The organism is Xanthomonas sp. NCPPB 4037 (assembly GCF_041475695.2).
GTDB classification, from domain to species: Bacteria; Pseudomonadota; Gammaproteobacteria; order Xanthomonadales; family Xanthomonadaceae; genus Xanthomonas; species Xanthomonas campestris.
This window is the reverse complement of sequence record NZ_CM191261.1, coordinates 3,015,316-3,035,532: the sequence shown is the minus strand read 5'-3', so window position 1 is coordinate 3,035,532 and position 20,217 is coordinate 3,015,316. Positions and strand designations below refer to the sequence as shown.

Here is a 20,217-nt window from a genome sequence, read left to right as displayed (position 1 = left end):
TGCCGCGGTCTTAGAGCTGGCCTTTCAGCGCCCGGTAGTCGCGCGGGGTCATGCCCACCGTGGCCTTGAATTGCCGCGCGAATGCGCTCTGGTCGGCAAAGCCGCAGCGCTGGCCGATGCTGGCAATGCTGTCGTCGCCATACAGCAGGCGCATCGCCGATTCGATGCGTAACTTGGTCAGCAGTTGCTGCGGCGTCACCTGGAACACGCGGCGGAAATGCCGTTCCAGCTGCGCCACCGACAACCCGGCCAGGTCGGCCAGCGCCTGCACGCGCAGGTTGTCGCCGAAGTTGGCCTGCATGTGGTCCATCACCTGGCTCAGGCGCTCGTACGCCGAGTGACGGCTGTCCGGCTGGCCAAGATCGCGCGAAATGCCGACCACTCCAATCACCTCGTCGCCTTCGCACAGCGGGCGCTTGAAGGTGAGGCACCAACCCGGCAGGCGATTGGGATACAGGTGCACTTCCAGCTGGTTGTCGATGAGCTCGCCACACAGCACGCGGCGGTCCTGCATCATGTAGCTGCCACCCAGCGGCAGCGGGAACACCTCCAGCGGCGAGCGGCCGATGATCTCGCTGCGCAGCTTGCGCCCGAGCCGGCGCACCAGGGTGAGGTTGCAATGGGTGTAGCGGCCTTCGCCATCCTTGATGAAGAACACCACATCCGGCAGCGCGTCGAACAACGTCTGCATTTCCAGCGCGGGCAGGTTGAGGTCCATCGGGGTCATCGTGGCGGTCGCATTTGACGGTCGCGCGAAAGGCGCGGCCCGACCCCGATCCTAGCGCAAACGCGCGGCTGTGAATCAGGTTGGCGATTGTGCGGATTTCCGCATTTGCGCCTCGCATTGCGCGCTAGTCGCCCGCGCGCCACGGATGGGAGCATGGCGGCATGCACACCATCGACGTCATCGACTCCCATACCGCAGGCGAACCGACCCGCGTGGTCCTGGCCGGCTTCCCCGACCTGGGCGATGGCGACCTGGCGCAGTGCCGCGAGCGCTTCCGCAGCGACTTCGACCACTGGCGCAGTGCCATTGCCTGCGAGCCGCGCGGCTCGGACACCATGGTGGGCGCCTTGCTGCTGCCGCCACGCGACCCGAGCGCCTGCACCGGGGTGATCTTCTTCAACAACGTCGGCTACCTGGGCATGTGCGGGCACGGCACCATCGGCGTGGTGCGCACGCTGGCCGAACTGGGCCGCATCGCGCCGGGGCAGCACCGCATCGAGACGCCGGTAGGCACGGTGGGCGTGGCGCTGGCCGACGACGGCACGGTGTCGATCGACAACGTCGAAAGCTACCGCCACGCCGCTGGCGTGGAAGTGGACGTGCCCGGGCATGGCCGCGTGCGCGGTGACGTGGCCTGGGGCGGAAATTGGTTCTTCATCACCGAGCAGGCGCCGTGCGCGTTGGGCCTGGCTCAGCAGCGCGAACTCACCGCCTACACCGAGGCGATCCGCCTGGCCCTGGAAGCGGCCGGCATCACCGGCGAGGCGGGTGGGGAGATCGACCATATCGAGATCAGCGGCGTGGCCCCGGACGGCAGCGGCGCGGCACGCAACTTTGTGCTGTGCCCCGGCCTGGCCTACGACCGCTCGCCGTGCGGCACCGGCACCAGTGCGAAGCTGGCCTGCCTGGCCGCCGACGGCAAGCTGGCCGAAGGCGAGCGCTGGCTGCAGCAAGGCATCCTGGGCAGTGCGTTCGAAGGCAGCTACCGGCACAGCGGGCGTGGCATTGCGCCGCGGATCAGCGGGCATGCGTTCATCACCGCGCGGTCGCAACTGCTGATTGACCCGGCCGACCCATTCGCCTGGGGCATCGTGGCCTGATGCAGCCGCCACCGCGCGCGCAGGGCGGTACCGGCGCAGCGCCTGCTGCGGCGATTGCCGTGCCCGAAGCCGCACCGCCATCACATAGCGACACGCACGCCACGGCCGCTTCAACGCGCCGCAGCTACGACCTGATCGTGGTGGGCGCCGGCATCGTTGGCGCGGCCTGCGCGGAGTCCGCCGCCGCCGAGGGCTTGCGCGTGGCGATCGTGGAACCGGGGCCGATCGGCGGTGGCTCCACTGCCGCGGCGATGGGGCACCTGGTGGCGATGGACGACGACCCCGCCGAGCTGGCCTTGTCGGCGTATTCGCTGCGCCTGTGGGAGCGGTTTGCCGAGTTGAGCGAGGCCGAATTCAGCCGGTGCGGCACGCTGTGGGTGGCCCGCGATGCGCGCGAACTGGCGGCAGTGCCGGCCAAGATTGCGCGGCTGGCCGCCGCCGACCTGCGTGCCGAAGCGATCGATGCCACGCAGCTCTATGCGCTGGAGCCACACCTGGTGCCCGGCCTGGCTGGCGGCATGCGTGTACCTGACGAGGCAGTGGTGTATCCGCCGCGGGTGGCGCGGCATCTGGTGAGCCTGGCTTGCACGGCAGGCGCGCACTTGTTCGCCGGCCGCAAGGTCGAGCAGCTGCAGGCGGGCGGCGTGCGTCTGGACGATGGGCAGGTGCTGGCCGGCCCGGTGCTGGTCGCCAGCGGCGTCGCCTTGCCCGCCTTGTTGCCCGAACTGGCGTTGCGCCCGCGCAAGGGCCATCTGGTGATCACCGACCGCCATCCGGGCTTGATCCGGCATCAGTTGCTGGAACTGGGCTATGCGGATTCCGCACATGGCGCCGACGACAGCAGCGTGGCCTTTAATGTGCAACCGCGGCCGACCGGGCAGATCCTGATCGGCTCCTCGCGCCAATACGGCGCGGACGACCGCACGCTGTCGATGCCGATCCTGCAGCAGATGCTGCAACGCGCCTTCGCGTATCTGCCGGTATTGCGCGAGCTGCAGGCGATCCGGGTGTGGACCGGCTTGCGCCCGGCCACCCCGGATGGCCGGCCGTATCTGGGGCCGGTGCCGGGCCGGCGCGATGTGTGGGTGGCGGCCGGCCACGAAGGCTTGGGGGTTACCACGGCGCTGGGGAGCGCACGGGTGATCGTGGACAGCCTGCTCGGGCGCACACCGGCGATCGACCCGGCGCCCTATGCGCCCGCCCGCGCGGTGCAGGGCGTGGCGGCATGAGCGGCACGGTGCGCCTGCATGTGGATGCGCAGCCGGTGGAGGTGCCGCTGGGCGCCAGTGTTGCGGCCGCCGTGGCGCAGGCAACGCTGCAGTTTCGCCAGTCGGCGAGCGGTCAGCCGCGCGCACCGCTGTGCGGCATGGGCGTGTGCTTCGAGTGTCGGGTACGCATCGACGGCATCGGCCAGCAACGTGCGTGCATGGTGGACGCGCGCGATGGCATGCAGGTGCGTACCGATGGCTGAGCGCGTGCGCCATTTCGATGTGTTGGTGATCGGCGCTGGCCCGGCCGGGCTGGCGGCGGCACGGGCGGCCGCCAGCCACGGCGTGCAGGTGGGCGTGGTGGATGCCCAGCCGCGCGCAGGCGGGCAGGTGTGGCGCAGCGACGTGCAGCACGGTGCGCCGGCCGATGCACGCACGCTGCTGGCGCAGGTGGCCGGCGACGCGGCGATCACGCTGCTCACCGGGCTGCAGATCGTGCTGGCGCAACCGGGCTGGCTGTTGGCCGACGGCGCGCAGGGCAGCGTGCAACTGCATTACGCCGCGCTGGTGCTGGCCACCGGCGCGCGGGAACTGATGCTGCCGTTCCCCGGCTGGACATTGCCCGGCGTGACCGGCGCCGGTGCGGCGCAAGCGCTGACCAAGCAAGGCTGGCCGGTGTGCGGCAAGCGTGTGCTGGTGGCCGGCAGCGGGCCGTTGCTGCTGGCCAGCGCGGCCACCTTGCAGCGGCACGGTGCGCAGGTGCTGGGCATTCACGACCAAGCCAGCGCGGCGGCGCTGCGCGGCTTCGCGCTGCAGTTGTGGCGCTGGCCGGGCAAGGCCGCGCAGGCGGTGGCACTGCGGCTGCAGCTGCATGCGGTGGCCTACCGCAGCGGCAGCGTGGTGGTTGCGGCTCATGGCGACAGCCAGTTGCGCGAAGTCGAGATCGACGGCCCTGCCGGGCGCAGCCGCATGGCCTGCGATCAGCTCGCAGTGGGGTACGGGCTGGTGCCGAATGTCGAACTGGCGCAGTTGCTGGGCTGCCAGCTGGAGCCGTGCGGTGCGCACCAGCAGGTACAGGTGGATGCGCTACTGCGCACCAGCGTGGCGCAGGTGTTTGCCGCTGGCGAAGCCTGTGGGATCGGCGGGCGCGATTGCGCGTTGATCGAAGGTGCGATGGCCGGGCACATGGCCGCCGACGTGCCGGACGCAGCGCAGCACCTGCAACCGCAACGGCTTAAGGCGCGTGCCTTCGCCGCCCTGTTGCAGCAGCACTTCGCGCTTGATCCGCGCATTCGCCGCCTGGCCCAACCGGACACGCTGGTGTGCCGCTGCGAAGACGTGCCGCTGGGCGCGCTGGACCCGTTCAACGATGCACGCGATGCGAAGTTGGCCTCGCGCTGCGGCATGGGCGCCTGCCAGGGCCGCATCTGCGGCAGCGCGCTGTCCGAGCTGGGCCGCTGCCTGCCCGCACTTTCCACCGACGCCGGCCGCCGGCCGCCGTTGTTCCCGGTCCGCCTCGCGGCGCTGGCCGACTCCTTCACTTCCGACTCGCAAGGGAATCATCCATGAGCATTGCTGCGTTCTGGCACGGCGTGTTGCCGGCCATCACCACCCCGTTCACCGCCAACGGCGACATCGACCACGACTTCCTGGGCAAGCACGCCAATCAACTGGTGGACGCCGGCTGCACCGCGATCGTGCCGCTGGGCTCGCTGGGCGAAGCCGCCACCTTGAGCGTGGACGACAAGCTCGCCATCCTCAAGACGTTGGTGACGGCCTTGCAGGGCCGCGTGCCGGTGGTGCCGGGCATCGCCAGCCTGGCCACGGGCGAGGCGGTGGCGCTGGCAAAAGCGGCAAAGGAACTGGGCTGCGGCGGGCTGATGGTGTTGCCGCCGTACGTGTATTCCACCGACTGGCGCGAGATGGGCGCGCATGTGCGTGCAGTGATCGCCGCCACCGATCTGCCGGTGATCCTCTACAACAACCCGGTGGCCTACAAGACCGATTTCGGCCCGGCACAGATCGCCGAGCTGGCGGCCGAATTCCCCAATCTGCAGGCAGTAAAGGAATCTTCCGGCGATGTGCGCCGCTTCGCCGCGCTGCAGGAATTGCTGGGCGATCGTCTGGCGCTGCTGGTCGGCATGGACGATGCCATCGTCGAAGGCCTGAGCATGGGCGCCAAGGGGTGGATCGCCGGGCTGGTCAATGCATATCCGAAAGAGTCGGTACGCCTGTTCGAGCTGGCGCGCGACGGCGGCTACCCCGCAGCCAAGGAACTGTACGACTGGTTCCTGCCGCTGCTGCGCCTGGACACCGTGCCCAAGTTCGTGCAGCTGATCAAACTGGTGCAGGAAAAGGTGGGCCTGGGCAGCGAGCGTGTTCGCGCGCCACGCCTGGTGGTGGACGGTGCCGAGCGCGAGGCAGCGCTGAAGGTGATCGACCACGCCATCGCCACCGCGCCGAGCGTGCAATGAGCACGCGCCGCTGCCGTCGCGCGGCCTTGTTTGACGCAGCCGCGGTGCGTGCTGCGTTGCATGGGCCGGTGCCGGTGGTGGTCCACGATTCAAACGGGTGGCACGTCGCAGGCGCGTTACCCTCATCCGCCGTTCGATCGCCCGTGCTGCGTGCGGGCGCTTCCACGTAACCGAAGGTGCCGCGATGACCCAGACTCTCCAACCCGTGCTGCTGGCCGGCCAATGGCAAGCCAGCCGCGATGCCGCCGGCAGTTTTCGCGCTGCCGACCCCACCACTGGCGAGGCGATCGGGCCGCAGTTCCCGGTCAGCGGTGGCGGCGATATCGACACCGCCGTTGCGGCGGCGCACGCGGTGGCTGCCGAGCTTGCCGCCGCACCGGCCGAACGGATCGCCGCGTTTCTGGACGCCTACGCGGATGCGCTGGACGCCGATGCCGACACCCTGGTAGCGCTGGCCCATGCCGAAACCGCACTGCCGGCGCCCACGCGTTTGCGCGGCAACGAACTGCCGCGCACCAGCGGGCAGCTACGCCAGGCCGCCCAGGCGGTGCGCAGCTATAGCTGGACGCAGCCCATCATCGATACCGCTGCCGATCTGCGCTCGCATCTGGCGCCGCTGGGCAAGCCGGTGCTGGTGTTCGGGCCGAATAACTTTCCGTTTGCGTTCAACGCGATTGCCGGCAGCGATTTCGCTTCGGCGATTGCGGCGCGCAATCCGTTGATCGCCAAGGCGCATCCGCTGCATCCGGCCACCAGCCAGCGCATGGCCGAGTTGGCGCATCAGGCGCTGTTGACTGCCGGGCTGCCGGCCGCGGCGGTGCAGTTGCTGTATCACTTCGACAACGCGCTTGGCCTGCGCCTGGCCGGCGATGCGCGGCTGGGGGCGATCGGTTTCACCGGCAGCCGTGCCGGTGGCCTGGCGCTGAAGGCCGCCGCCGATGCCGCCGGTGTGCCGTTCTACGCCGAGTTGTCCAGCGTCAACCCGGTGTTCCTGCTGCCCGGCGCGGTGGCCGAACGTGGCGCCGCACTGGCACAGGAATTCTTCGCCTCGTGCACGCTGGGCAGCGGCCAGTTCTGCACCAATCCCGGCGTGCTGGTGGTGCCGCACGGCGAGGCGGGCGATGCACTGGTGGCCGCGGCCACCGCGCACTTTGCCGGCGCCGCACCGATGGTGCTGTTTTCGCAAGGCGGCGTGGATGGCGTGCGCCGCGGCGTGGAGACCTTGCGCGCGGCCGGTGCCCAGGTGCTGGCCGGGGCAGCGGCGGGCGAGGGCGGCTACCGCTATGCGCCAACCTTGCTCAGCGTGGAAGCAGACGCCTTCATCGCCGCGCCGCACGCGCTGCAGACCGAAGCCTTTGGCCCGGTGAGCCTGCTGGTGCGCACGCGCGACAGCGCCCAGATGGTGCAGGTGGCCGCCGCATTCGAAGGCAACCTCACCGGCACGCTGTACCGCGCCAGCGATGGCAGTGACGATGCCGCCTGGCAACAGATCGCGCCGGTGCTGCGCGCACGCGTGGGCCGGTTGATCAACAGCAAGATGCCGACCGGCGTGGCGGTGAGTGCCGCGCAGAATCATGGTGGGCCGTTCCCCAGCACCGGGCATCCGGGCTTCACTGCCGTGGGCATGCCGGGCGCAATCCGCCGGTTTGCCGCCTTGCACAGCTATGACGCCGTGCCGGATGCGCTGCTGCCAGTGGAGCTGCGCCAGCGCAACCCGGGCGGTGTGGCGCGCCTGGTGGATGGGCAGTGGAGCAGCGCAGACCTCGGGGCGCATGCATGAGCACGCAGATCGGCGGGATGTCGCTGGACCAGGCCCGAGCGCAGCTGGCGCCGTGGACGCAGCGGGCAGCGCCGATCGGCGCAGACGAATACCAGCAGCGCATCGAGCGCGCACGCGTGCTGATGCGCGCGCAGGGCGTGGATGCCTTGCTGATCGGCGCGGGCACCTCGTTGCGCTATTTCAGCGGCGTGCCGTGGGGCGCCAGCGAGCGGCTGGTGGCGCTGTTGCTCACCACCGAGGGCGACCCGGTGCTGATCTGCCCGGCCTTTGAAGAAGGCTCGCTGGATGCGGTGCTGCAACTCCCGGTGCGCAAGCGCCTGTGGGAAGAGCACGAAGACCCGTATGCGCTGGTGGTGCAGGCCATGGATGAGCAGCATGCGCATGCCCTGGCGCTGGACCCGGGCATCGCCTTCGCGGTGCACACCGGTTTGCGCGCGCACCTGGGCACCGCGATCCGCGATGCCGGCGCCATCATCGATGGCTGCCGCATGTGCAAGTCGCCGGCGGAGCTGGCGTTGATGCAGCAGGCCTGCGACATGACGCTACTGGTGCAGCGGCTGGCCGCCGGAATTGCGCACGAAGGCATCGGCACCGACCAACTGGTGCGCTTCATCGACGAAGCGCACCGCGCGCTGGGTGCAGATAACGGCTCCACTTTTTGCATCGTGCAGTTTGGTCATGCCACCGCATTTCCGCATGGCATTCCCGGCGTGCAGCATCTGCGGGCCGGCGAGCTGGTGTTGATCGATACCGGCTGCACCGTGCAGGGCTACCACTCCGACATTACCCGCACCTGGATCTACGGCACGCCCAGCGACGCGCAGCAGCACATCTGGGAGCTGGAATTGGCGGCGCAGGCGGCCGCGTTTGCCGCGGTGCGCCCGGGTGTGGCGTGCGAGGCGGTTGACCAGGCGGCGCGCGAGGTGTTGCAGGCGGCCGGGTTGGGGCCGGATTACCGCTTGCCCGGGTTGCCGCACCGCACCGGGCATGGCTGCGGCCTGGCGATCCACGAGGCGCCGTATCTGGTGCGCGGCAATCGCCAGCCATTGCAGCCGGGCATGTGCGCCAGCAACGAACCGATGATTGTGGTGCCGGGCGCGTTCGGTGTGCGCCTGGAAGACCATTTTTATGTCACCGACGCCGGCGCGCAGTGGTTCACGCCGCCGTCGGTGGCGATCGATCAACCGTTTGCATGAGCCAGCACACGCGCGCGGTGCGCTGGTGCGGTGATCGGCATGGTCCGGTCGATCTAGTAGGAGCGCGCTTGCGCGCGATTGGGCGTTACCGGGAGAGCTTCATCGCGCGCAAGCGCGCTCCTACGGTGCGGTGGGTCGCGTCTCTTGGAGTGAATGCATGAACGTGTTGCGCCCTGTTGTTGTCAGCCTGCTTGCCGCTGCGCTGTTCACCTTGCACCGCCGCACTGATCTAGCGGGCGCCACGCGCAAAAACGACCTGGATGTCGTAGGAGCGCGCTTGCGCGCGATGCGGCATTACCGGGAGAGCTTCATCGCGCGCAAGCGCGCTCCTACGGTGCCGGTGGTTCGCGTTTCCTGGAGTGGATGCATGAATGTAGTGGGCCCTGTTGTTGCCAGCCTGCTCGCTGCTGCGCTGTTCACCTTGCACCGCTGCAGTGATCGGGCGGCCGCCACGCGCAAAAACGACCTGGATGTCGTAGGAGCGCGCTTGCGCGCGATGCGGCGTTACCGGGACAGCTTCATCGCGCGCCAGCGCGCTCCTGCGGTGCCGATGGGCCGCGTCTTTTTCGGAGTGAATGCATGAATGTATTGCGTCCTGTCGTTGTCAGCCTGCTTGCCGCTGTGCTGTTCACTGCCTGCAAACCGGCAACGCCCGGTGCAAGCACCGCCGCCGCCGCAGCGCCTGCACCCACCAACGAACAGGCGGCCAAAGCCTTCGATGCGTTGCTCGATCAGCAATGGCAATACCAGCTGCAGCACAGCCCGGAATTTGCCAGCATCATCGGCGACAAGCGCTACAACGATCGCTGGAGCGACTATTCGTTGGAGGCCGCGCAGGCCGAGCGCGTTGCCACGGCCGCATTACTGCGCAAGTTCGAGGCGGTCGACGCCAAGGCGTTGGACGAGCAGCGCCAACTCAGCCTGCAGATGATGCTCGGCCAACTGCGCGACCGGCTGGAAGGGCTCGACCTCAAAACCTATGAAATGCCGCTGGAGCCGGTCGGCGGTATCCAGCTGGCGCTGGCCGGGTACGGCGATGCGTTTGCGTTCGAGAACGCCAAGGACTACCAGGACTACATCACCCGGCTGAAGGCGATTCCTACCGTGATCGACCAGGTCATCGCGGTGTCGCGCCAGGGGGCGAAGGATGGATTGGTGCAGCCGCGCTACCTGCTCGAACGGCTGCCGGAGCAGATCGACAAGATCGCCGCGATGCAGGGCGCGCAGAGCCCGTTCGCCTCGCCATTGAAGAAGCTCGACGGCGCGGTGCCGGCCGACCAGCGCGCTGCGTTACGCACACAGCTGATTGCAGCAATCGACCAGCAGGTAAGGCCCGCCTACTCACGCCTGGCAGCATTCGTGCGTGACGAATACGCCGCGCAGGGGCGCGCGCAGGAAGGCATCTGGTCGCTGCCCGATGGCGAGCGCCGCTACCGCTACGCCATCCACACCCAGACCACCACTGACATGGTGCCGGAGGAGATCCATCAGATCGGCTTGAAGGAGGTGGCGCGCATCGAAGGCGAGATGGCCGTCATCGCCAAGGCGCAGGGTTACCCGGACCTGGCCAGCTTCCGCAAGGCGGTGGACGCCGACAAACGCCACTTCGCCAAATCCGGCGAGCAGATCCTGCAGCAATACCGGCAGTACATCGCCGCGATGCAGCCGGAGTTGCCCAAGCTGTTCGGCAAGCTGCCCACGGTTGCGCTGGAGGTGCAGGCGATGCCGGCGTTCCGGCGGACCGCACCGGGCGCCGAGTACTGGCAGGGCAATCCGGAAGGCAGCAAGCCGGCCATCGTGAAGGTCAACACCAGCGACTACGCCAGCCGCACGCTGATCAATATCGAAACCACCGCCTACCATGAGGGCGTGCCGGGCCATCACCTGCAAATCTCGCTTGCGCAGACGTTGCCGCTGCCACCGTTCCGCCAGCAGGCCGGCTACAACGCCTACATCGAAGGCTGGGCGCTGTATGCCGAGCGGTTGGGCAAGGACATCGGCTTCTTCAAGGACCCGTACAACGATTACGGGCGGCTCTCCGGCGAGCTGCTGCGCGCCAATCGCCTGGTGCTCGATACCGGCGTGCACTACAAGCGCTGGAACCGCCAGCAGATGGTGGATTTCTTCCACGCGCATCCGTCCGACGACGAGCCGAGCATCCAGTCCGAAACCGACCGCTACATCGTCTGGCCGGGCCAGGCGCTGGGGTACAAACTGGGTCAGTTGCAGATCCTGGCCTTGCGTGCCGAAGCCGAAAAAGAACTGGGCACGCATTTCGATATCCGTGGTTTCCATGATGCGGTGCTGGGTGGTGGCGCAATGCCGCTGGCGATGCTGCAACAGCGCGTGCGTGCGTGGATCGTGCAATCGAAAGCGGCCATTGCCACGCGGGATGCACGCGGATGAGCGCACTGACCGTGTTGCGCGCCAGCGTCCTGAGCAGCATGATCGCAGCCAGCCTGTGCAGCGTGGTTGCGCCCGTGCAGGCGGCGGCACCGGCGTCGGTTGCGCAGACATCCGCTGCGCAGCGCTTCAAGGCGTTGTACACGCGCGAATGGCGCTGGCGGCAGGCGCAGCTGGCGGGTGCGGTGGACGAAGACAATAAGGCCACCCAGAGTGGCCCAGCCGATCACCTGCCCAAGGTCGACGTGGCCACGCAGCAGATGCGCACCGCGTACTGGCAACAGGTGCTCAAGGAGCTGGATGCGATTCCGATGGCGCAGCTCTCGGCCGAGGATCAGGTGAACGCGCAGGTGTATCGCCAGCAGCTCAACGTGCTGCTGGACCAGCAGCATTTCCGCGCCTGGGAGATGCCGTTCAATAGCGACTCGGCGTTCTGGAGCGACCTGGGCTTCAGTGCCGAGGCCACCTTGCGCACGCGCCAGGATTACCAGCGCTATCTGAAGATGCTGGCCGATATTCCGCGCTACTTCGGTGAGCAGACCGACAACATGCGCGACGGCCTGGCGCGCGGTTTCAGCCAGCCCAGGGTCACCTTGACCGGGCGCGATCAGTCCATTGCCGACGTGGTGCAGGCCAAGGGCGAGGCCAATCCGTTCTACGCACCGTTCAAGCAGATGCCGGCCACCCTCTCGGCCGCCGAGCAGGCCCAGTTGCGGCAGCAGGCGCTGCAGGTCATCGCCCAACACGTGGTGCCGGCGTACGCCAAGCTGCTCAGCTTCATACGCGAGGAGTATCAGCCACGCGCCCGCGACACCCTGGCTGGCGAAGCGCTGCCCGATGGCGCGGCCTACTACCGCGCGCAGATCCGGGAGTTCACCACGCTGGATCTGAGCCCGGAGCAGATCCATCAGATTGGCCTGCAGGAAGTGGCCAAGCTGCGTACGCAGATGGACCAGACCATCGTGGCCAGCGGCTTCAAGCCGCCGGCCGGGCAGGCGGTGTTTCCTGCGTTTTTGCAGTTCTTGCGCACCGATCCGCGGTTCTATGCCAAGACGCCGGAGGAGCTGCTCAAGCAGGCGGCCTGGATCGCCAAGCGCGTCGACGCCAAGGTCGGCGACTACATCGGCCGCCTGCCGCGGCAACGCTTCGCCATCGAGCCGGTGCCGCCGGAGCTGGCACCGTTTTACACCGGTGGCCGCGGTGGGCCGGGCATCTATCTGGTCAACACCTACAACCTGCCATCGCGCCCGCTGTACAACCTCACCGCGCTGACCTTGCACGAATCCTCGCCCGGCCATGCGTTGCAGATGCCGCTGGCCGCCGAAGCGCAGGATCTGCCGGAGTTCCGGCGCTACAGCTACATCTCCGCCTATGGCGAGGGCTGGGCGCTGTACTCGGAATATCTGGGCCAGGAAATGGGCATGTACGCGACGCCGTACGACCGCTTCGGCTATCTCACCTACCAGATGTGGCGTGCCTGCCGGCTGGTGATCGACACCGGCATCCACCACCAGGGCTGGACGCGTGCGCAGGCGATCGCGTATCTGCGCGACAACACCGCGCTCAGCGAGCACGAAGTGACCACCGAGGTGGATCGCTACATCGCCTGGCCGGGCCAGGCGCTGTCGTATTACCTGGGCGAGTTGAAGATTCTTGAGCTGCGCAGCAAGGCAGAGGCGGCACTGGGCGAGACGTTCGACCTGCGCCACTTCCATGATGCGGTGCTGCAGACCGGCTCGGTGCCTTTGCCGGTGCTGGAAGCGCGGATCGATCGCTTCATCGCCGATGGTGGCGCATCGCCGTATCCGGATCCGCGCGCCGGCTCCGATGCCAAGGTGTCGGCCAGCGACTGAGTTGTCTTGCCTCATGCCGGCGCAGGCCGCGCGGTTTCACTGCTTTCCTCTCTGGGGGTGACGTATGACCACACACGGTGCGAGCGCACAGGGCAAGTTCCACAAGCGGCTCAGCCTGACCGACCTGACCTTCATCGGGCTGGGCTCGATCTTCGGCTCGGGCTGGTTGTTTTCCGCCAGCCACGTGTCCTCGATCGCCGGTCCGGCCGGCATCGTGTCGTGGATTCTTGGCGGCATCGCGGTGTTGTTGCTGGGGCTGGTGTATTGCGAACTCGGCGCCGCGTTGCCACGCGCCGGCGGCGTGGTGCGCTACCCCGAGTACTCGCATGGGCCCTTGCTCGGGTCGTTGACCGGCTTCATCACGTTGATTGCGTTTTCCAGCCTGATCGCAATCGAAGTGGAAGCGGCGCGGCAGTACGCGGCGGCCTGGTTTCCGGCGCTTAGCCAGGCCGGCAGCACGCATCCCAGCCTGCTGGGCTGGCTGGTGCAACTGGCATTGTTGCTGCTGTTCTTTGCGCTTAATTACTTCAGCGTCAAGACCTTCGCGCTGGCCAACAACATCGTCAGCATCTTCAAGTTCCTGGTGCCGATCCTGGTCATCGTGCTGCTGATGAAGCACTTCAATGCCGACAACCTGAGCGTGCATGGCTTCGCACCCTCGGGCATGGCGGGTGTGGAAGCGGCGATCTCCGCCGGCGGCATCATCTTTGCGTACCTGGGGCTCACCCCGATCGTCTCGGTGGCCAGCGAGGTGCGCAACCCGCAACTCAATATTCCGATTGCCTTGATCCTGTCGGTGGCGCTGTCCACGGTGATCTACGTGCTGTTGCAACTTGCCTTTCTGGGCAGCATTCCGGCCGCGCAACTGGCGCAGGGCTGGAGTGGCATCGACAAGGCGTTTTCGCTGCCGTACCACGACATCGCGCTGGCGCTGGGCATGGCATGGCTGGCTGCGCTGGTGATCTGCGATGCGATGGTGTCGCCCAGCGGCACCGGCAATATCTACATGAATGCCACGCCGCGCGTGGTGTACGGCTGGGCGCGCAGCGGCGGGTTTCTGCCGGTGTTGACGCGGGTGGATCCGGCCTCGGGCATCCCGCGGCCGGCGTTGTGGCTGAGCCTGGGGTTGTCGATCTTCTGGACCTTGCCATTCCCGTCCTGGGAAACCTTGATTGGCGTGGTGTCGGCCGCGTTGGTGCTGAGCTATGCGGTGGCGCCGGTCACGGTGGCCGCGCTGCGGCGCAGTGCGCCCGGCCTGGCGCGGCCGTTCCGCGTGCGCGGATTTGCGGTGCTGGGGCCGCTGTCGTTCGTGGTGGCTGCGCTGATCGTGTACTGGTCCACCTGGCCCACGCTGTCCTGGCTGCTGGGCCTGCAGGTGCTCGCGTTCGCGGCGTACGTGCTGTATCGCCTGCCATCGCGTGCGGGCAGGGCCCGGCTGTTGCGCCAGGTCCGCGCGTCACTGTGGCTGATCGTGTTTTTCGTGCTGGTGATGACGGTGTCGTGGGCGGGCACCTTCGGTGGCCATGGCTGGATCGCGCATCCGTTCGATACGCTGAGCGTGGCGGTGATCGCTTTCTGCATCTATCACTGGGGTGCGCGTAGCGGCCTGCGCAGCGACGAACTGGCGCTGGAGGAGGACGATGGTGAGTGACGGATGCAAGCGCACCTGCATGCGGCAGTGGCTGCGCGGCGTGGTTGCCTGCGCGGTGCTGCTCACCGCTGCGGCGCAAGCCGCGCCGAGCGTGGCCGACTACCAGCGATCGCTGGGCCTGCGTGCGCAGTGGATGACCCTGACCGAAAACGTGAGCTGGCCGGCGCAATGGCACGACGCTGACACGTTCTACTACCGCAAAACCGTGCCGGGCGGCTTCGCGTTCATGCGCGAAGACCTGGCGACGCTGCAGAAAACGCCCGCCTTCGATCACGCGCAGCTGGCGCGCGCGTTGTCTGCTGCCGGCGGCAACAACGTCACCGCAACGACGCTGCCATTCGAGCGTTTTGCCTATGCCCAGGAGGCCGGGCGTGCCGATGGCGCAGTGGAATTCGAGATCGGCGAGACCAGCTGGCGCTGCACACTGACCCGCTACCAATGCGCGCCGGTGGTTGCCACCGCGCAGCCGCGCCCACGCGGGTTTGGCGTGGTGCGCGATCTGGCCGTGGCGGCCGACGCCACGCCGCGGCGCTCACCCGATGGTGCGTGGGAGGTGGTGGCCGATGGCTGGAATCTGCAGCTGCGGTGCGTGGCCGACGGCCAGAGCACCCGGTTGAGCAGCGACGGACGCGCCGATGATTTCTATGATCTTGAAAGCGTGGCCTGGTCGCCGGATTCGCAGCACTTCGCGGTGTACCGCGTACGCCCGGGGTATGCGCGGCGGGTGACCCGCGTGGAAGCGGCGCCGCCTGGTGGCGGGCAGCCGGTGGTGCACGCGCAGCTGTACCCAAAGCCGGGCGATGCGGTGGACGTGGAGCGGCCGGTGCTGTTTGCACTGGATGGCAGCCGACGTGAGGTGGACACGGCGTTGTTCGGCAACCCGTATGCGCTGTCGCCGTTGCAGTGGCGCAGCGATAGCCGCAGCGTGAGTTTCGAGTACGTGCAACGCGGGTTTCAACGCGTGCGCGTGATTGCGGTGGACGCGCAGACCGGCCGCGCGCACGTGGCCGTGGGCGAGGACGCGCGCACGTTTGTGTATGCCGACCGCAGCTTTCGCCACGATGTCGATGGGCGCGGCGATGAGATCCTGTGGATCTCCGAACGCGACGGCTGGCGCCATCTGTATCTGTTCGACGGCCGCAGCGGCAAGGTCAAACGCCAGCTCACCCGCGGTGCGTGGATCGTGCGCGATGTGCTGCGCGTCGACGATGCACATCGCCGCATCTGGTTCACCCCCAGTGGCATGGATGCCGGCAAGGACCCGTACTACCGCCAGCTCTACAGCGTGGATTTCGATGGCCGTCAGCTCACCCGGCTGACCCACAGCGACGCCGACCACGACGTGGCGATTGCCCCGGATGGGCAGCATTACGTCGATACCTATTCGCGCCCTGATCTGCCACCGGTGATGGAGCTGCATGCCATCGATGGCCGCCTGCTGCAGCAGGTGGAGCAGGGCAGCATCGATAAACTGCAGGCCGCCGGCTGGCGCGCGCCGGAGACCTTCGTGGCCAAGGGCCGCGATGGGCGCACCGACATCTGGGGCATGGTGGTGCGCCCGCGCGATTACGACCCGCGCAAGCGCTACCCGGTGATCGAGAACATCTACGCCGGGCCGCACGACGCCTTCGTGCCGAAGACGTTCTGGCCGTTCGGCTACCACTCCGGTGGCGACAAGCAGATCGGCATGCAGGCGCAGGCGGACCTGGGCTTCATCGTGGTGATGATCGACGGCATGGGCACCGCCAACCGCTCCAAGGCCTTCCACGATGTGGCGTGGAAGAACCTGGGCGATTCCGGCTTTGCCGATCGCATTGCCTGGCACCGTGCGCTGGCCGCCAAGGATCCCTCGTACGACATCAGCCGGGTGGGCATCTATGGTGCCTCCGCCGGCGGGCAGAGCACCCTGGGCGCGCTCGAACGCCACCCGGAGTTCTACAAGGTGGGCGTGGCGTTTGCGGGCTGCTACGACAACCGCATGGACAAGATCAGCTGGAACGAGCAGTGGATGGGCTGGCCGGTGGATGCCAGTTACGCCGCCGCATCGGGCGTGGTCAATGCAGCAGCGCTGCAGGGCGATGTGTTGCTGATCGTCGGCGAGCAGGACAGCAATGTGGACCCGGCGTCCACTGCACAGGTGGTGGATGCGCTGATCAAGGCCGGCAAGGATTTCGACCTGCTCAACGTGCCGGGCGGCGAGCATTCGGTGGGCCGCTCCAGCGGTCCGATCGACTACGTGCAGCGCCGCCAGTACGACTTTTTCGTTCGCCATCTGCGCGGCGATGCCACGCCGCGCTGGAATGCCACTGCCCAGGAGGCCCGTTGATGCGCCCGTTCCTTTCCCCTGGCGCCGTGCGCCGCAGCGTTGCGCAGGTGCTGCTCTGCACGCTGGCATTGCTGGGCGGCCCCAGTGTTGCCAGTGCTGAAGAACTGCCACGTTTCGTTACCCAGAACGGCCGCCACGCCTTGCTGGTCGACGGCGCGCCGTACACCATCCTGGCCGCGCAGCTGCACAACTCCAGCGCCTGGCCGGCGGTGCTGCCGCAGGCGCTGGACCAGGTGGTCGCGCTGCATGCCAACACGGTGGAAGCGCCGGTGTACTGGGAGCAGTTCGAGCCGGCGCCAGGGCGGTTCGATACCACCAATGTGGATGCGTTGATCGCCGGGGCACGCAAGCGCGGGCTGCGCGTAGCGCTGCTGTGGTTCGGCAGCTGGAAGAACGGCCAGATGCATTACGTGCCGGAGTGGATCAAGCGCGACGACGCGACTTACCCGAGCATGCGCGACGCCAATGGCGAGCCGGTGGACGTGCTGTCGCCGCATGTGGCGGCCAATGTGCAGTCCGACGCGCGCGCGTTCACCGCGTTGATGCAGCACCTGCGCAAGGTCGATGGCGACCGCCACACCGTGATCGTGGTGCAGGTGGAAAACGAGCCAGGCGCGATCGGCACCGTGCGCGATCACGGCTCGGCCGGCGAAGCGGCATTCGCGCAACCGGTGCCGGCCGCCATTGCCGCGGCGCTGGGCAAGCCCGCCGGCAGTTGGCAGCAGCTATTCGGTGCGGAAGCGGCCGAAGCGTTCAATGCGCATGCCACCGCCGCGTATATCGAACAGGTGGCCGCAGCGGGCAAGCGTGCATATCCGTTGCCGCTCTACGTCAACACCTGGCTGCGCTACAAGGGCAAGCGCTACCCCGGCATGGATTACCCCTCCGGCGGCGCCACGGTGAATGTGTTTGCGCTGTGGCGCGCGGCCACGCCGTCGATCGACTTCATCGGCACCGACATCTACACCAGCGACTACGGCGAATACACCAAGGTCATCGGCCAGTACGCGCGCGCCGACAACCCGGCCTGGGTCTCGGAGACCGGCTTCGAGGCGGCGACGGCGCCGTATCTGTTTCATGTGCTAGGGCAGGGCGGGATCGGGTTCTCGGTGTTCGGTATCGACGGCAACCCGGACAGCGAGGCGAACCGCGCGGCCATTGCCGCGCACGCGGCCAACTTTCGCCAGCTGGCGCCGCTGCAACGCCTGATTGCCCAAGCCAATCTCGATGGCCGCTTGCAAGCGGTGGCCGAGCAGCCGGGGGCGCCGCAGCGCACGCTGCGTTTCGGTGACTGGGAGGCCAAGGTGTCGTTTGGCGCGCCGCTGTGGGGCGATGCGCCGGCCATCCTGCCCGGCACCGACGATCACGCCGGGCGCCTGCTGGTGCTGCAACAGGGGCCGGAGGAGTTCCTGGTCACCGGTACCGCAGCGCGGATTGAATTTTTCCGCAGCGCGGCCGATACCCGTCATGGGCAGCTGTTGCAGGTGGAGCAGGGCCGGTATGTCGACGGGCGCTGGCAGATGGAGCGCCAGCTCAACGGCGACCAGACCGACTACGGGCTCAATTTCGGCCGCACCGATGCGGCTGGCCAACCGCCGCCGGTATTGCGGGTGCGGGTGGGCAGCTACTGAACGCGTAGCGGCTGCGGATTGGCCGCCGGTGATCGGCAGGCCGTGATGTGCTGGACGGGTGTGGCGCCTGGCTGGCGGTTCGCATCGGCCAGTTGATGGTTGCAGTAGGCGTTTGTCGTTTTTTCCTTGTTCTCAGTCCGGAGCCACCATGAGCATCAGCACCATCGCCAGTTCCGGAATGCAGGTGGCCGCCATGCGCCAGCAAGTGGCCGCCAGCAATGTGGCGCGTCAGCCGGTGGAAGGCAGCCCGCGCCAGGCCGTGGCGGCGAGCACGCAGGCCGGCGGCGGTGTGACTGCCAGCGTGGTGGATGCGGCGGCGGATCCGTCCGCATTGGCCACCGATCTGGTGGCCGGCCTGTCCGCGCGCAATGATTTTCAGGCCAACGCCAACGTGCTGCGGCGCTCCGACGAAGCGCTGGGCAGCCTGTTGGACGTGCTGGCCTGAGCGAGCGCGGCTCGCGGGCGTGAGCGCAGTGAACGTGCGACACGCCACCGCGGCTCACCGGGAAAGGTGCGCCAAGCACCTGTTGTGCATCGACGATATCGATGCCTTGCAGTTGCCCCAGCAGGCTGTCGAACCACGGTTTATGCATTGCGCCAACGATGACCAGCACGCGTGCACCGGGTCGATCGCCGAAGCTGGTGCGGATGTTGGAGACCATGCGCAGGTTGCGCGCTTCCCAACCGGCCACATACCGCTGCCCGTAATGCTCCGGTGAGCTGTCGCGGAGCGCCGCGCGGAAATCGACATCCACCGCGAGCTGCGCGTTGCCGGGCCTATTGATCGCGCGATACAGCTCCAGCAGGCGGCCCTGCGATGCCAGCGCATCTTCCTGGTCGCGCATTGGCTTGGCGTGTGGTGCGGCCTGTTCCCACTGGGCCTGGATCACCTTGCCGTACGCCGCCGGGTCGCCCAGATCGATGTTGTCGCCGGTGTGGTCGTCCACCGGATAGACCCGCTGCAGGCCGAGTTGCGCCGCCAGGCGTGCGGCAATCTGCTGGCTCTCGTTGGGGCGGTCCTGATACGCGCGCAACCAGGTCACCAGCGCCTGGTCCAGGCCATCGCCTGCATGTTGTTCGGCGGCCGGCAGTTGCATCCATTGCACGCTGGCCGATGCAGGGTCGCCTGCAGCCAGGAACACCGCGGCCAGGTGGCGGCGCTGCGCGGGTGTGGATGTGCGCGCCATGGTCTTCAACAGCGTGCGCATCTGGGCGATTGCCGCGGGCACGTCCAGCCCGGTGGCGGCCTGCGCGGCGGCCGTGTCCGGGCAATACGCGGCCACGTCCTCGGCCAGATACACCGCTGGATGCCGCCGCATCAGGTCGCAGGTTTCGCCAGACAGCCTTCAATGGTGATGATGTCCGGCTTGAACGCGGCAAGGCGCTCCAGCAGCGGTTGCAGGCGCGCGGTGCTGACATCGCTCCCCTTCGGCAGCTGCGACAGATGCACGCTCCCCAACACCAGAACCGGCGTGCGCGGGCCGGCCATCTCCGCATCCAGCGTGGACAGGTCAACGTGGGTGGCCTGCGCCTGTGCGAGGCTAGGCAATACGAGCGCAAACGACAGGGCCCATCTAAACGCATGCAGATGCATCTTCATTCCTTGAGGTGGTGCGCGGATGCGGAACCGGTGAACGTGCCGGCCTGCAGATGGACGCGGCGCCGCGTGTGGTTGCGTTGTCTTTGGTCTGGGTGATCGCAGTGCGCTGTGGAGCCAATGGCGCATGACGAGTGTCGTTGCCGCGTACGCTTGGAAACAATAGGCGATAAGTCACTGCGCCTGATGGCTGTGCGTGCGCGGGGTTCGCAGGCGGCCCGTTGCCGTTGAGTGCCTGTGCGGCGTCGTTGTTGATGCAGCTGCCTGATGT

Annotated in this window: 15 protein-coding genes and 1 pseudogene; 14 read left to right on the top strand and 2 right to left on the bottom strand. The window is 67.7% G+C overall.

Features of this window, described 5'->3' with window-relative positions:
- Nucleotides 1–10: 10 nt before the first annotated feature.
- Nucleotides 11–727 carry an AraC family transcriptional regulator gene (locus tag ACCQ01_RS13590; protein ID WP_011037558.1) on the bottom strand — a complete coding sequence of 239 codons (717 nt, stop codon included), beginning with the start codon at nucleotides 725–727 and terminating at the stop codon, nucleotides 11–13.
- A gap of 161 nt (nucleotides 728–888) precedes the next feature.
- Here ACCQ01_RS13590 and ACCQ01_RS13585 point away from each other — a divergent pair, with 161 nt between their 5' ends.
- From ACCQ01_RS13585 to ACCQ01_RS13520, 14 genes are all read left to right on the top strand, one after another.
- On the top strand, nucleotides 889–1,827 hold the full coding sequence (locus tag ACCQ01_RS13585; protein ID WP_011037557.1) for a proline racemase family protein: 939 nt from the start codon (nucleotides 889–891) through the stop codon (nucleotides 1,825–1,827).
- Entirely contained in the window at nucleotides 1,827–3,056 is a 1,230-nt protein-coding gene (locus ACCQ01_RS13580; protein WP_228432256.1) for an NAD(P)/FAD-dependent oxidoreductase, read from the top strand. Before ACCQ01_RS13585 ends, ACCQ01_RS13580 begins: the two co-directional genes overlap by 1 nt.
- Nucleotides 3,053–3,298, top strand: a complete 246-nt coding sequence (locus tag ACCQ01_RS13575; RefSeq protein WP_075287654.1) for a 2Fe-2S iron-sulfur cluster-binding protein — start codon at nucleotides 3,053–3,055, stop codon at nucleotides 3,296–3,298. Before ACCQ01_RS13580 ends, ACCQ01_RS13575 begins: the two co-directional genes overlap by 4 nt.
- On the top strand, nucleotides 3,291–4,604 hold the full coding sequence (locus ACCQ01_RS13570) for an NAD(P)/FAD-dependent oxidoreductase (protein WP_267132042.1): 1,314 nt from the start codon (nucleotides 3,291–3,293) through the stop codon (nucleotides 4,602–4,604). The genes ACCQ01_RS13575 and ACCQ01_RS13570 overlap by 8 nt, the downstream gene beginning before the upstream one ends.
- Entirely contained in the window at nucleotides 4,601–5,509 is a 909-nt protein-coding gene (locus ACCQ01_RS13565) for a dihydrodipicolinate synthase family protein (RefSeq protein ID WP_228432252.1), read from the top strand. The genes ACCQ01_RS13570 and ACCQ01_RS13565 overlap by 4 nt, the downstream gene beginning before the upstream one ends.
- A gap of 184 nt (nucleotides 5,510–5,693) precedes the next feature.
- The gene (locus ACCQ01_RS13560) at nucleotides 5,694–7,289 is read left to right on the top strand and encodes an aldehyde dehydrogenase family protein (protein WP_228432250.1); all 1,596 of its coding nucleotides are present in this window, start codon (nucleotides 5,694–5,696) and stop codon (nucleotides 7,287–7,289) included.
- On the top strand, nucleotides 7,286–8,485 hold the full coding sequence (locus ACCQ01_RS13555; protein WP_228432248.1) for a M24 family metallopeptidase: 1,200 nt from the start codon (nucleotides 7,286–7,288) through the stop codon (nucleotides 8,483–8,485). Before ACCQ01_RS13560 ends, ACCQ01_RS13555 begins: the two co-directional genes overlap by 4 nt.
- Nucleotides 8,486–8,642: 157 nt before the next feature.
- Nucleotides 8,643–9,068: a hypothetical protein gene (locus ACCQ01_RS13550; RefSeq protein ID WP_372358806.1), complete on the top strand. Its 426-nt coding sequence runs from the start codon at nucleotides 8,643–8,645 to the stop codon at nucleotides 9,066–9,068.
- Complete coding sequence (locus tag ACCQ01_RS13545) at nucleotides 9,065–10,891, top strand: DUF885 domain-containing protein (RefSeq protein ID WP_228432244.1); 1,827 nt, start codon at nucleotides 9,065–9,067, stop codon at nucleotides 10,889–10,891. Before ACCQ01_RS13550 ends, ACCQ01_RS13545 begins: the two co-directional genes overlap by 4 nt.
- Nucleotides 10,888–12,741: a DUF885 domain-containing protein gene (locus ACCQ01_RS13540; RefSeq protein ID WP_228432242.1), complete on the top strand. Its 1,854-nt coding sequence runs from the start codon at nucleotides 10,888–10,890 to the stop codon at nucleotides 12,739–12,741. The genes ACCQ01_RS13545 and ACCQ01_RS13540 overlap by 4 nt, the downstream gene beginning before the upstream one ends.
- 64 nt (nucleotides 12,742–12,805) lie before the next feature.
- Entirely contained in the window at nucleotides 12,806–14,392 is a 1,587-nt protein-coding gene (locus ACCQ01_RS13535; RefSeq protein WP_228432240.1) for an APC family permease, read from the top strand.
- Complete coding sequence (locus ACCQ01_RS13530) at nucleotides 14,382–16,718, top strand: S9 family peptidase (protein ID WP_228432238.1); 2,337 nt, start codon at nucleotides 14,382–14,384, stop codon at nucleotides 16,716–16,718. The genes ACCQ01_RS13535 and ACCQ01_RS13530 overlap by 11 nt, the downstream gene beginning before the upstream one ends.
- Nucleotides 16,718–18,349, top strand: coding sequence for a DUF5597 domain-containing protein (locus ACCQ01_RS13525; protein WP_228432236.1), 1,632 nt, complete (start codon nucleotides 16,718–16,720; stop codon nucleotides 18,347–18,349). The genes ACCQ01_RS13530 and ACCQ01_RS13525 overlap by 1 nt, the downstream gene beginning before the upstream one ends.
- A 148-nt stretch (nucleotides 18,350–18,497) precedes the next feature.
- Nucleotides 18,498–18,794, top strand: coding sequence for a hypothetical protein (locus ACCQ01_RS13520; RefSeq protein WP_115530603.1), 297 nt, complete (start codon nucleotides 18,498–18,500; stop codon nucleotides 18,792–18,794).
- A 70-nt stretch (nucleotides 18,795–18,864) separates the two neighbouring features.
- Here the strand turns inward: ACCQ01_RS13520 and ACCQ01_RS13515 are convergent.
- Nucleotides 18,865–19,943, bottom strand: a pseudogene (locus ACCQ01_RS13515) (DUF5694 domain-containing protein); the annotation flags it as partial.
- Nucleotides 19,944–20,217 lie beyond the last annotated feature (274 nt).